The sequence below is a fragment of the Enterobacter sp. 118C5 genome, from assembly GCF_034107645.1.
Classification (GTDB): domain Bacteria; phylum Pseudomonadota; class Gammaproteobacteria; order Enterobacterales; family Enterobacteriaceae; genus Enterobacter; species Enterobacter nematophilus.
On record NZ_JAWNEU010000001.1, the window covers coordinates 1,067,302 to 1,080,331 of the forward strand.

12 protein-coding genes are annotated in these 13,030 nt (G+C 56.8%); 6 read left to right on the top strand and 6 right to left on the bottom strand.

Annotated elements, in window-relative coordinates; all coding sequences use genetic code 11:
- Positions 1-31: 31 nt before the first annotated feature.
- The 3 genes from UTO39_RS05055 to UTO39_RS05065 all read right to left on the bottom strand — a co-directional run bounded on the left by UTO39_RS05055 (position 32) and on the right by UTO39_RS05065 (position 3,655).
- Positions 32-1,939 (bottom strand): DNA topoisomerase III, encoded by a 1,908-nt coding sequence (locus UTO39_RS05055; protein WP_320726629.1) that lies wholly within the window; start codon positions 1,937-1,939, stop codon positions 32-34.
- A gap of 4 nt (positions 1,940-1,943) precedes the next feature.
- A complete protein-coding gene (gene selD, locus UTO39_RS05060; RefSeq protein ID WP_320726630.1) occupies positions 1,944-2,987 on the bottom strand; it encodes a selenide, water dikinase SelD in 1,044 nt (347 codons plus the stop codon).
- 116 nt (positions 2,988-3,103) lie between these two features.
- A complete protein-coding gene (locus UTO39_RS05065; RefSeq protein WP_045261605.1) occupies positions 3,104-3,655 on the bottom strand; it encodes an NAD(P)H nitroreductase in 552 nt (183 codons plus the stop codon).
- 167 nt (positions 3,656-3,822) lie between these two features.
- On the opposite strand from UTO39_RS05065, the gene sppA reads away from it, so the two are divergent.
- The 4 genes from sppA to UTO39_RS05085 all read left to right on the top strand — a co-directional run bounded on the left by sppA (position 3,823) and on the right by UTO39_RS05085 (position 8,842).
- The gene (gene sppA, locus UTO39_RS05070) at positions 3,823-5,679 is read left to right on the top strand and encodes a signal peptide peptidase SppA (protein WP_320726631.1); all 1,857 of its coding nucleotides are present in this window, start codon (positions 3,823-3,825) and stop codon (positions 5,677-5,679) included.
- A 63-nt stretch (positions 5,680-5,742) separates the two neighbouring features.
- Positions 5,743-6,759, top strand: a complete 1,017-nt coding sequence (gene ansA / locus UTO39_RS05075; RefSeq protein ID WP_028012774.1) for an asparaginase — start codon at positions 5,743-5,745, stop codon at positions 6,757-6,759.
- 9 nt (positions 6,760-6,768) lie between these two features.
- A complete protein-coding gene (gene pncA / locus UTO39_RS05080; protein WP_320726632.1) occupies positions 6,769-7,410 on the top strand; it encodes a bifunctional nicotinamidase/pyrazinamidase in 642 nt (213 codons plus the stop codon).
- A gap of 175 nt (positions 7,411-7,585) precedes the next feature.
- Positions 7,586-8,842, top strand: a complete 1,257-nt coding sequence (locus tag UTO39_RS05085; protein ID WP_320726633.1) for a glycoside hydrolase family 18 protein — start codon at positions 7,586-7,588, stop codon at positions 8,840-8,842.
- A 61-nt stretch (positions 8,843-8,903) separates the two neighbouring features.
- Here UTO39_RS05085 and UTO39_RS05090 read toward each other — a convergent pair whose 3' ends face one another.
- Both UTO39_RS05090 and msrB read right to left on the bottom strand, forming a co-directional pair.
- Positions 8,904-9,182: a YeaC family protein gene (locus UTO39_RS05090; RefSeq protein WP_061098531.1), complete on the bottom strand. Its 279-nt coding sequence runs from the start codon at positions 9,180-9,182 to the stop codon at positions 8,904-8,906.
- A gap of 41 nt (positions 9,183-9,223) precedes the next feature.
- Positions 9,224-9,637 (bottom strand): peptide-methionine (R)-S-oxide reductase MsrB, encoded by a 414-nt coding sequence (msrB, locus tag UTO39_RS05095; RefSeq protein WP_013097052.1) that lies wholly within the window; start codon positions 9,635-9,637, stop codon positions 9,224-9,226.
- Positions 9,638-9,978: 341 nt separating this feature from the next.
- Here msrB and gapA point away from each other — a divergent pair, with 341 nt between their 5' ends.
- The gene (gene gapA, locus UTO39_RS05100; RefSeq protein WP_014831506.1) at positions 9,979-10,974 is read left to right on the top strand and encodes a glyceraldehyde-3-phosphate dehydrogenase; all 996 of its coding nucleotides are present in this window, start codon (positions 9,979-9,981) and stop codon (positions 10,972-10,974) included.
- A 74-nt stretch (positions 10,975-11,048) separates the two neighbouring features.
- Positions 11,049-11,933 (top strand): D-hexose-6-phosphate mutarotase, encoded by an 885-nt coding sequence (locus UTO39_RS05105; protein ID WP_061098532.1) that lies wholly within the window; start codon positions 11,049-11,051, stop codon positions 11,931-11,933.
- A gap of 78 nt (positions 11,934-12,011) precedes the next feature.
- Here the strand turns inward: UTO39_RS05105 and UTO39_RS05110 are convergent, their stop codons facing one another.
- On the bottom strand, positions 12,012-12,758 hold the full coding sequence (locus tag UTO39_RS05110; protein WP_041910477.1) for a MipA/OmpV family protein: 747 nt from the start codon (positions 12,756-12,758) through the stop codon (positions 12,012-12,014).
- Between the last annotated feature and the right edge of the window lie 272 nt (positions 12,759-13,030).

The following is a 13,030-nucleotide window of genomic DNA, read 5'->3' on the forward strand; positions in this document are numbered from 1 at the left end:
TCTCCCACGGGGAGAGGGAGAAAACCGTGTGTCAGGCCGCGCTCTTTTTCTTTTTAAACGGTTTCTTCGCCCCGCCACCGGGTGCAACCATCCCTCTGAACGTTTTCACCGGCGTACTGCGGGCCTGATCGATCAGTTGGTAAAGCGTCCCCACCAGCGGCTGCATAAAGTCCTGATAGCGGCACTGCTTTTCGCTGATTTGCGTCAGAACCGATTCCCAGTGCGCGGTCATGTCCGGCCTGGCGGCCAGCTCCGGCAGCGAATGAATCAGCGCCCGTCCCGGTTCCGTTGAGTGGATGTAGCGTCCCTTTTTCTCCAGGAAACCGCGCTTAAAGAGCAGCTCGATGATCCCCGCGCGGGTCGCTTCCGTACCCAGACCGTCCGTGGCGCGCAGGATCTTCTTCAGATCTTTATCCTGCACAAAGCGGGCGATCCCGGTCATGGCCGACAGCAGCGTTGCATCGGTGAAGTGGCGCGGCGGCTGGGTCTGACGTTCAACCACTTCACCCTTCTCGCACAGCAGTTCATCATCTTTAGCGACCACCGGCAGCGGCGTGCCGTCGTTCTCCTCATCGCGCTCCTTGTTGCCCAGCAGCGTGCGCCAGCCCGCTTCCGCGAGGAAACGCGCTTTAGCGACAAACTTGCCTTTGGCAATTTCCAGCTCGATGACGCACTTGCGGAACACCGCGTCCGGGCAGAACTGCATCAGGTACTGACGGGCGATCAGGTTATAGACCTTCGCTTCGTTATCGGTCAGGTTGACGCTGCTGGCGCGCGCCGTCGGGATAATCGCGTGGTGGGCATCGACCTTTTTGTCGTCCCAGCAGCGGTTATGGGTATCCGGGTTAACGACGGGCTGCGGGAGCAGATCCGGCGCGTGGACGCCGATGGCGTTCATCACCGAATGGCGTCCGGCAAAGTGCTCTTCCGGCAGATAGCGGCTGTCCGAGCGCGGATAGGTGATCAGCTTGTGGGTTTCATACAACTTCTGGCAGATATCCAGCACGTTCTGCGCGCTGAGGCCAAAGCGCTTCGCGGCCTCAATCTGCAGAGCAGAAAGGGAGAACGGCAGCGGCGCGGGTACTGATTCCCGTTTATCGTTATAGCTGGTAACCATGGCCGGCTGGCCGGTAATGCGGTTAACCACGTGCTCCGCCAGCGGACGATGGAGCAGACGCCCCTCTTCGTCCTGATACGACTCGCAGGCATCGCTCGGCTGCCAAACGGCGGTAAAGCGTTCGTCTTTTGGCGTGACGATGTGCGCTTTCACTTCAAAGAAATCTTTGGCGACGAAGTTCTCGATCTCTTCATCGCGACGCACGACCAGCCCCAGCACCGGCGTCTGCACGCGGCCCACGGAGAGTACGCCCTGATAGCCCGCGTTACGCCCGAGGATGGTGTAGGCGCGGGTCATGTTGATCCCGTACAGCCAGTCCGCTCGGGCGCGCGCCAGCGCGGAGACGCACAGCGGGATAAATTCGCTGTTGGCGCGCAGGCGCGAAATGGCACGTTCAACCGCCTGCGGGTTGAGGTCGTTGATCAGGCAGCGCTGCACCTGCTGCCGCTTTTCCGGCGCCAGCTCAAGATAGTCCAGCACTTCGTCCACCAGCAACTGCCCTTCTCTGTCCGGGTCACCCGCGTGGACCACTTCCGTCGCCTCATGCAGAAAACGCTTAATGACGTTAAGCTGTTTGGTGACGGACGGGCGAGGCTGAAGACGCCACTTTTCCGGCACGATGGGCAGATCGTTGAGGTTCCAGCGGGCGTAGCGGCTGTCGTAGACGTCCGGCTGCGCCTGTTCAAGCAGGTGACCGATACACCAGGTGACCACCTGCCCGTTGCCGCATTCGATAAAGCCGTCGCCCTTGCGATGCGGTTTAGGCAGCACGTCGGCGATGGCGCGGGCCAGGCTCGGCTTTTCGGCAATAAACAACCGCATCGAATTAACGGATCTCAATCATCGGTCGGCCACCGCGCGCGGTCACTAACTCGCCGATCGCCGTCAGGGTGATGCCAAACTCGGCGGCGGTAGCCTGAACCTCGGCTTCGGATTCCGGCGTGACGGCCAGCAGCAGGCCGCCGGAGGTTTGCGGATCGCACAGCAGGTTGCGCCACGCCTCTGGCATTTCGCCCATCAGGTGACCGTAGCTGGCGAAGTTGCGCTGGGTACCGCCCGGAACCGCGCCCTGGGCAATGTACTCTTCCACGCCAGGCAGCTTCGGTACGTCCTGATACCAGACCTGCGCCTGCACGCCCGCACCCTGACACACTTCAGAGAGGTGCCCCAGCAGGCCAAAACCGGTGACGTCGGTCATCGCCTTCACGCCGTCGATATTGGCGAACGCCGCGCCGGCGAGGTTCATCTGGCACATGACTTCCGTTGCCAGGCCTTTGTGCTCCGGTTTGAGCAGGGATTTTTTCTCGGCGGTGGTGAGCACGCCAATGCCCAGCGGCTTGGTAAGGAACAGCTTGCAGCCCGCCTGCGCGGTGCTGTTGCGTTTCACGCGCTCGGTCGGCACCACGCCGGTGACGGCCAGGCCGAAGATCGGCTCTGGCGCATCAATCGAGTGGCCGCCGGCCAGGGAAATCCCCGCCTGCTGGCAGGCGAAACGCCCGCCATCAATCACCTCGCGGGCGATTTCCGGTGGAAGGGTGTTGATCGGCCAGCCCAGAATGGCAATCGCCATGATCGGCTTACCGCCCATGGCGAAGATATCGCTGATGGCGTTGGTGGCCGCGATGCGCCCGAAGTCGAACGGGTTGTCGACAATCGGCATAAAGAAGTCAGTGGTGCTGATAATGCTGGTGCCGTTACCTAAGTCATAAACCGCCGCATCGTCACGCGTTTCATTGCCGACAAGCAGGTTCGGGTCGACAAACTTCGCCTGTTCGCTGTGCAGAATGGTCTCCAGCACTTTCGGGGAAATTTTACAACCGCAACCGGCTCCGTGGCTGTACTGCGTTAAACGAATGGTTTGCTCGCTCATGGACGTCTCCTGTCATCTCAATCGCGCTATGGTAGCGCTCATTCCATAAAGAGGTAAGTATGACTGTCTGAATTCTGCGGCGGATGCTCAGAATCCAGACAGTTTAGCGCGTGTAATTAAAAACGGCTGACGAAAGGCGTGGTGTCCGGCACGCTAATGGTGCTGGAGGCTTTAAGCTGCGGGGTGCCGAGGTAGAGGAAGCCGACAATTTTGTCGTGCTCGCCGCAGGAGAACCCTGCCCGCACGGCGGCGCTCTCGGTCAGCGGACCGGTGCGCCAGATACCGTTAAAGCCCTGCGCAACGGCGGCCATCTGCATCGCCATCACCGCACAGCCGGCAGACATTTCCTGCTCCCAGACCGGCACCTTATGGTCGGCCTGGCATTTCGCCACGACAGCGATAATCATCGGGGCACGGAACGGGGCATTGCGTGCCTTGTCGATACCTTTCTCATCCTGCCCGGCGGCAACTGCCCCCTGCTCCAGCAGCTGGCTGAAACGATCGCGGCCTTCGCCTTCAATCACAAAGAAGTGCCATGGCTGCAGCGTGCCATGATCCGGGGCACGCATACCGGCACGCAGAATGTTTTCCAGCTGCTCGCCCGCAGGGGCGGGTTCAGCCAGACGTGACGCGCTACGACGGTTAACAAGCAGTTCGAGTGCATCCATTGGTTAACTCCTTTCTTGAAATTTACTCACAAAATTAACACGACGGCAGATTTTGTTACAGCCTGGCAGGCGATTCCTGCTGACAAGTGGCGGTTGGGTCATTACGATAACCCAACATTACCGTCCAGTGGCGACGGAAACAGTCATTTTCTGGTTAGGGAGAATACATGCGAACCCTTTGGCGAATCTTTGCCGGTTTCTTTAAATGGACGTGGCGACTGCTCAACTTCGTCCGCAACCTGGTGATGAACATCTTCTTCATCCTGCTGGTTCTGGTTTGCGCGGGCATCTGGATGCATATCAGCAACGCGAATCAGGCGCAGCATTCGACTCGCGGGGCCCTGTTACTCGATATCACCGGCGTGATCGTTGATAAACCGTCCACCAGCAACCGTCTGGGGGTTATCAGCCGCCAGCTGTTTGGCGCGACGTCAGACCGCCTGCAGGAGAACTCCCTGTTCGATATCGTCGATACCATCCGTCAGGCCAAAGACGACCGAAACATCACCGGGATCGTGCTGGATCTGAAAGATTTTGCCGGCGGCGACCAGCCTTCCATGCAGTACATCGGTAAAGCGCTGCGCGAGTTCCGCGACAGCGGCAAGCCGGTGATTGCCGTGGGCGACAGCTACAGCCAGGGGCAATATTATCTGGCGAGCTTCGCCAATAAGATCTGGCTTTCTCCGCAGGGGACGGTCGATTTGCACGGCTTTGCCACCAACGGCCTGTACTACAAATCGCTGCTCGACAAGCTGAAGGTCACCACCCACGTCTTCCGCGTCGGCACCTATAAATCTGCCGTGGAGCCGTTTATCCGCGACGATATGTCTCCTGCCGCCCGTGAAGCGGACAGCCGCTGGATTGGCGAGCTGTGGCAGAACTATCTCGGCACCGTTGCCGCTAACCGTCAAATTACCGCTGAACAGGTGTTCCCTGGCGCTCGCGGCATGCTGGACGGTCTGCGCAAGGTCGACGGCGATACCGCGAAATATGCGCTCGACAATAAGCTGGTTGACGCGCTGGGCACCAGTGCGGATGTCGAAAAAGCCCTGACCAAACAGTTTGGCTGGAGCAAAGAGGACAAAAACTACAGCGCCATCAGCATGTATGACTATGCTGCGAAAAAGCCGGACGACAGCGGCGACAGCGTAGCCGTGGTGTTTGCTAACGGCGCCATCATGGACGGCCAGGAAACGCCGGGTAACGTCGGCGGTGACACCACCGCGTCGCAAATCCGCGACGCACGCCTTGACCCGAAAGTGAAAGCGATTGTTCTGCGGGTGAACAGCCCTGGCGGCAGCGTGAGCGCCTCCGAAGTGATCCGCGCCGAGCTGGCCGCGGCTCGCGCGGCGGGCAAGCCGGTCGTCGTATCCATGGGCGGCATGGCCGCGTCTGGCGGGTACTGGATCTCTACGCCTGCCAACTACATTGTGGCGAACCCAAGCACGCTGACCGGCTCGATTGGCATCTTCGGGGTGATTAACACCGTGGAAAACAGTCTGGATTATCTGGGCGTGCATACCGATGGCGTTTCCACGTCACCGCTGGCGGATGTGTCGATGACCAAATCCCTGCCGCCGGAAGTTTCAGAGATGATGCAGCTGAGCATTGAGAACGGCTATAAGCGCTTTATCACGCTGGTTGCCGAATCGCGTAAGAAGACGCCTGAGCAGATTGACCAGATTGCACAGGGCCACGTCTGGACCGGACAGGATGCGAAGAGTAACGGTCTGGTCGATAGCCTGGGCGACTTCGACGACGCGGTGAAGAAAGCCGCCGAACTGGCGAAGCTCAAGCAGTGGCATATTGAGTATTATCAGGACGAGCCGTCGTTCTTCGATATGGTGATGGACAGCATGTCTGTTTCCGTTCGCGCCATGCTGCCGGAGGCGCTGCAGGCGTACCTGCCGGCCCCGGTTGCCACGGCGGCGAAAGCGATGAAGGCGGAAAGCGATAAGCTCGCGGCCTTTAACGATCCACAAAGTCGTTACGCGTTTTGCCTGACCTGCGCTAACGTCCGTTAAAAACCGTCCCCTCTTCCCGTGAAGAGGGGATTTTTTTCTTTTGAAGAACAAGAACTCACTACCATGCAGAAGAAATCGATTTATGTAGCCTACACTGGCGGTACCATCGGTATGCAGCGCTCTGAAAATGGCTATATCCCCGTCTCCGGCCATCTGCAGCGTCAGCTTGCGCTGATGCCTGAATTCCACCGTCCGGAAATGCCTGACTTCACCATCCACGAATACGAGCCGCTGATGGACTCCTCCGACATGACGCCGGAAGACTGGCAGCACATCGCGGATGACATTAAAGCCCATTACGACCAGTACGACGGCTTCGTGATCCTGCACGGCACCGACACCATGGCGTTTACCGCCTCGGCGCTCTCCTTCATGCTGGAGAACCTGAGCAAGCCGGTTATCGTTACCGGGTCGCAAATTCCGCTGGCGGAGCTGCGCTCCGACGGGCAAATCAACCTGCTGAACTCCCTGTACGTGGCGGCGAATTACCCGATCAACGAAGTGTCGCTATTCTTTAACAACCGTCTGTACCGGGGCAACCGCACCACCAAAGCCCATGCCGACGGTTTTGACGCCTTTGCCTCACCTAACCTGCAGCCGCTGCTGGAAGCCGGTATTCATATCCGTCGACTGGGAACGCCTCCGGCGCCGAACACCGCCGGTGAGCTGATTGTGCACCCGATTACCCCACAGCCGATTGGCGTCGTCACCATTTATCCGGGCATCTCCGCGGACGTGGTGCGCAACTTCCTGCGCCAGCCGGTTAAGGCGCTGATCCTGCGCTCCTATGGCGTCGGCAACGCCCCGCAGAACGGCGAATTCCTGAAGGAGCTTCAGGAAGCCAGCGAGCGCGGAATTGTGGTGGTGAACCTGACCCAGTGCATGTCTGGCAAAGTGAACATGGGCGGCTATGCCACCGGCAACGCGCTGGCGCACGCGGGGGTGATCAGCGGCTTCGATATGACCGTTGAGGCGACGCTGACTAAACTTCACTATTTACTGAGTCAGGATCTGGACATTCAGTCCATTCGCCGCGCGATGATGCAAAACCTGCGCGGCGAGCTGACCCCGGACGAATAAGGAGCTCTCATGAAGCAACGCGCCCTGCTACTGGTCGATTTGCAAAATGATTTCTGCGCGGGCGGCGCGCTGGCCGTCGCCGAAGGTGACAGCACCGTTGACGTGGCAAATACGCTGATTGACTGGTGCAAAGCCCGCGGTGAAGCGGTTGTCGCAAGCCAGGACTGGCACCCTGCAAACCACGGCAGCTTTGCCAGCCAGCACAACGTCGAGCCTTTCACCCAGGGGGAACTCGACGGGCTGGCGCAAACCTTCTGGCCGGATCACTGCGTGCAGCAGACGGAAGGCGCGGAGCTGCACCCGCTCCTGAATCAGAAGGCCATCGACGCGGTATTTCATAAAGGTGAAAACCCGGCTATCGATAGCTACAGCGCGTTTTTTGATAACGGGCATCGCCAGAAGACGGCGCTGGACGCGTGGTTACGTCACCATGAAATCACGGAGCTGATCGTGCTGGGTCTGGCGACGGATTACTGCGTGAAGTTTACCGTGCTGGACGCGCTCCAGCTGGGTTATGCCGTTAGCGTCATCACCGACGGCTGTCGCGGGGTGAACATCCAACCGCAGGACAGCGCTCAGGCGTTTATGGATATGGCCGCTGAAGGCGCAACGCTGTATACGCTGGCAGACTGGCTGGAAACGCAGGCGTAGCCTTTTTAGCCGGGTGGCGCTGACGCTTACCCGGCAAAACAACCCACTCCGATCTCCCATTAAGTGAACTCCCTCGCATCCCAGGCGAAGCGGCAATGCTATTCTCAACAGGCTGTTTTTTCGCCACGCCTTTTCAGTGGCGTGGTTATTTTTATTAAGTCAAAGAGGAACTTGTATGAAACGTTTGCCCCTGCTGGCAGCATTACCCTTGCTTTGCGCGTCGCTTGCTTCCGCCGCGCCTCTGATGTCCGTGGGCTACTTTAACGGGGGTGGCGATGTCACCGCCGGACCGGGTGGCGATATCAATAAGCTGGACGTTCGTCAGATCACCCACCTGAACTACTCGTTTGGGCTTGTTTATAACGACGAGAAAGACGAGACCAACGCCGCGCTGAAAGATCCGGCGAAACTGTCTCAAATCTGGCTGTCGCCAAAAGTGGCGTCCGATCTGGCCCTCATCCCGACCCTGCGTAAACAAAACCCGAATCTGAAAGTCCTGCTCTCAGTTGGCGGCTGGGGGGCGCGCGGTTTCTCTGGCGCAGCGGCAACCAAAGAGAGTCGCGCGGTGTTTATCCGCTCCGCGCAGGAGATTGTTGAGAAATACGGCCTGGACGGGATCGATCTCGACTGGGAGTATCCGGTCAACGGCGCGTGGGGGCTGGTTGCAAGCACGCCCGCCGACAGGGATAACTTCACCGCCCTGCTGAAAGAGATGCGCGACGCGTTCGGGCAGAAAAAGCTGGTGACCATTGCGGTGGGCGCGAATGCGGAAAGTCCGAAAAGCTGGGTGGATGTCAAAGCCATCGCCCCGCTCCTCGACTACATCAACCTGATGACCTACGACATGGCGTACGGCACCCAGTATTTCAACGCGAACCTGTATGACTCCAGCGCCTGGCCAACGGTGGCTGCCGCCGATAAATACAGCGTCGATTTTGTGGTGAACAACTATCTGGCCGCCGGACTTAAGCCAAAGCAGATGAACCTCGGGATCGGTTTTTACGGCCGCGTACCGAAACGTGCGGTTGAACCGGGCATTGACTGGAGCAAGCCGGACGCGCAAAAAAATCCGGTCACCCAGCCCTACTTTGGACCGCAGGAGATCGGCCTGTTTAAGTCGCTCGGCTATGACCTGACCAAAGATACCTACGTGAAGTACAACGATATCGTGAAGAAGCTGCTGAACGATCCGCAGAAGCGTTTTACCGAGCACTGGGACGACCAGGCGAAGGTACCGTGGCTCTCGGTAAAGGGTGCCGATGGCAACGCGCTGTTTGCGATTTCGTATGAGAACCCGCGTTCCGTCGCGATCAAGGCGGACTACATCAAAGAGAAAGGCCTCGCCGGGGCGATGTTCTGGGAGTACGGGGCGGACGACAATAATCAGTTAGCGAAACAGCTGGCGGAGTCGCTCGGGATCCCGCATAAGTAGTAAGACATCAAGCCCTCTCCCCGTGGGAGAGGGCTGGGTGTAAGGGCATCAACCCGCACCGTTATTGCATTTTCATCGTCGCAATCGGCTTCGGCGTGATGCCAAAATCTTCCTTCAGCTCGCGCTTGCTCTTCATCACCATCTGACCGTTGGTGTCGATAGTCATGTGCTGCGCATCAGTGTTGTTGCGCGCCTGCCACAGCATCACCAGCTGCAGACTGTTCTCTTTTTGCTCAGGCGTCAGGGCCACACCGTCGGGCCATTTACCCAGCTCAACGGCGGTCACCAGACGCTGATAAACTTCCGGGGTCATCCCGTTAATCATGTCCTCAATATTCACGATCTCTCCCTTTCAAAGGAATAATTTGCTGAATCGTTTTTTCAACCCTTGATCTGGTCGCCGTTTTCATCGTCGCTGAAGCTCAGAGAAGCTGAATTTACGCAGAAACGCTCACCCGTTGGCTGAGGACCGTCCGGGAAAACGTGGCCCAGATGCGCGTCGCAGTTGCCGCAGCGAATTTCCGTGCGCACCATACCGTGCGACGAGTCCGTCAGATAGCGGATTGCGTCATCGCTCACCGGCTCGTAAAAGCTCGGCCAGCCGCAGCCGGAATCGTATTTCGTTTGTGAATTGAACAGCGGGGCATCACAGACCAGACAGTGATAGACGCCGTCTCGCTTATTGTGCAGTAAACGCCCGGTAAATGGCGGCTCCGTGCCGTGATTCTGCGTCACGTAAAACTGCATTTCTGTGAGGTTTTTTTTCAAATCGTCAGGGTTACGTTGGTTCGACATATGCTTACATCTCGCTGTAGAAACAGACATCTTTTAACCCGGATTCTAACAAAACATTAACACCCTTGCGTGCACTTTTGTTCTAAACTTATGTGTCGCGAAAAGGCGGTCAGGCAATTGTGATCATGTTCACATTTTTATCCTGCGAGGACTTTAAAATTCCGGGCGCAGCCCCCATGTGGTTGCAAGCTCAAAGGGAAAGTGAGGCGAGTCAGTCGCACAAACGTTAGTCACAGGATTGATTTGTCGCAATGATTGACACGATTCCGCTTGACGCTGCGTAAGGTTTTTGTAATTTTACAGGCAACCTTTTATTCACTAACAAATAGCTGGTGGAATATATGACTATCAAAGTAGGTATCAACGGTTTTGGCCGTATCGGCCGTATTGTTTTCCGTGCTGCTCAGAAACGTTCTGACATCGAAATCGTTGGTATCAACGATCTCCTGGACGCTGAATACATGGCGTACATGCTGAAGTACGACTCAACTCACGGTCGTTTCGACGGCACCGTTGAAGTGAAAGACGGCCACCTGGTTGTTAACGGCAAAACCATCCGCGTTACTGCTGAGAAAGACCCAGCTAACCTGAAATGGAACGAAATCGGTGTTGACGTTGTTGCTGAAGCAACCGGTATCTTCCTGACCGACGAAACTGCACGTAAACACATCACTGCGGGTGCGAAGAAAGTTGTTCTGACTGGTCCTTCCAAAGACAACACCCCAATGTTCGTTCGCGGTGCAAACTTCGAAACTTACGCTGGCCAGGACATCGTTTCTAACGCATCCTGCACCACCAACTGCCTGGCACCGCTGGCTAAAGTTATCAACGACAACTTCGGCATCATCGAAGGTCTGATGACTACCGTTCACGCGACCACCGCTACTCAGAAAACCGTTGACGGCCCGTCTCACAAAGACTGGCGCGGCGGCCGTGGCGCGGCTCAGAACATCATCCCATCCTCTACCGGTGCTGCTAAAGCTGTAGGTAAAGTACTGCCAGAACTGAATGGCAAACTGACTGGTATGGCGTTCCGCGTTCCAACTCCTAACGTATCCGTTGTTGACCTGACCGTTCGTCTGGAAAAAGCTGCTTCTTACGAAGAAATTAAGAAAGCAATCAAAGCTGCTTCCGAAGGCGCAATGAAAGGCGTTCTGGGCTACACCGAAGACGACGTTGTATCTACCGATTTCAACGGCGAAGTGTGCACTTCCGTGTTCGATGCTAAAGCAGGTATCGCACTGAACGACAACTTCGTGAAACTGGTTTCCTGGTACGACAACGAAACTGGCTACTCTAACAAAGTACTGGACCTGATCGCTCACATCTCCAAATAAGTTGAGATGAGTGATTGATCCAAAAAGGCGACTTCGGTCGCCTTTTTTATTGTTTTTAGACAGAGGATTGCTTAATGATTAATAAAATTTTTGCACTTCCGGTAGTCGAACAACTTACCCCTGTGCTCTCCCGCCGTCAGATTGACGGTGCCGACGTTATCGTCGTTGACCATCCGCGCGTTAAAGCCTCCGTGGCGCTGAACGGTGCGCACCTGCTCTCCTGGAAACCGGAAGGCGAAGCGGAAGCGCTGTGGCTGAGCGACGCCACCTCGTTCAAAAAAGGGGATGCGATTCGCGGCGGCGTGCCAATCTGCTGGCCGTGGTTTGGCCCGTCCGCACAGCCGGGTTTACCTTCGCACGGTTTCGCCCGTAACCAGCAGTGGACGCTGAAGGCGCATAACGAAGACGACAACGGCGCAGTGCTGACCTTTGAGCTGCAGGCTAATGACGAAACCCGCGCCCTGTGGCCGCATGATTTCACCCTGTATGCCCGCTTCAAGCTGGGTCAAAGCTGCGAGATTGAGCTGGAAGCCCACGGCGAGTTCGACACTACCTCTGCCCTGCATACCTACTTCAACGTGGGTGACATCAGCGCAGTGAAGGTGAGCGGCCTGGGCGATACCTTTATCGATAAAGTTGATAACGCGAAGGAAGGCAAACTGAGCGACGGCGTTCAGGCGTTCCCGGACCGTACCGACCGCGTCTATCTGCACCCGGAAGCGTGCAGCGTGATCCACGACGGTGCCCTGAACCGCGGCATTGAGGTGGTTCATCACCATCACAGCAACGTGGTGGGCTGGAACCCGGGCCCTGCCCTCTCCATCAGCATGGCCGACATTCCGGATGACGGTTACAAAACGTTCGTCTGCGTGGAAACGGCCTGCGTGACCACCCCGCAGAAAGCGAGTGAAGAAAAGCCGTCTCGTTTAGGGCAGACGATTCGCATCGTTAAGCGATAATGTCGCTGCACCACACTAAAGCAAACGGGGCGCAAGCGCCCCGTTTTGATGCAAAGATTGCGCCGCAATAATGCACAATCAGAACTTGTAGGTCACACCCACAGAGAAGATGCCAGCCCAGGACTTATCAACCATCGGGCTATCCTTCACTTCGTCGCTCAGACGTTCGTAACGGCCGGTGCCGTAGACGTTCCAGTCGCCAAGGAAGTTGTAGCTCGCGGTGAGCTCCAGGTAAGGATCCCAGCCGTCATCGGCGCTGTAGCTTTTCAGCCCACTGCGGCGTGACTCGTTTTTAGAGACGCCGTAGTAGTAGTCGTTGTAGTTTTCACTGTTGTACTGCACGCCGATACCCGGGGTCAGGGTGAGCCCACCGTTGGTATAGCGATACAACCAGGCCAGATCCCAGATAAAGCCGTTGCTGTTATCCAGCGTATCACCCGCCAGGGCCGTACGGAGGAAGCCATACTGGGTGTTATGCACGTATGAAAGCCCGGCCATCATGGAGCTTTTGCGCTTGTCTAGCTGGCGAAGCGCGTGGCTGTCGCTGTCGCCCGGCTTGAAGTGCGTTGGATCGTAGTAGGCCATGATAGAAAGCTTATCGGCCGTATCGTTCCACAGATAGTAGCCGCCGCCGAGACCGCGGAACCAGAAGTTATCGCCTTCGTAGGTGATAACGGGGACAGGATAAACGTCGCGGTCATACTGTTTGTATGGGCTGTTAATGACGCCAACGCCCGCACCCACCGTCCACTGACTTTCCGCCTGAGCGGTGCTAACTGCGGTCGCGGCAAGGATGCCCAATGCCAGAAGTTTGAGTTTGGTCACAATCCATTCTTTCCTGTAGTCAAATAATCAGCGGGTGAAGTGTAACCGCCATTCCCGTACATCCCAAAATTTTTTGCCTGCTAATCAGTCTGATTAACCCATTATTTTTAACTTTTCAGATGACAACCCGCTTTCATTTATATGACCGCTGAATGAAAAACGTGCTTAAGCCTTATAACCAGGGTGGAAATTTTTGGATGAGTTATTGATATGTCATTGAAATTAGTTTTTCTCAGCATGCAAGTTTGGCAAATGCCATCTACGCTTAAATT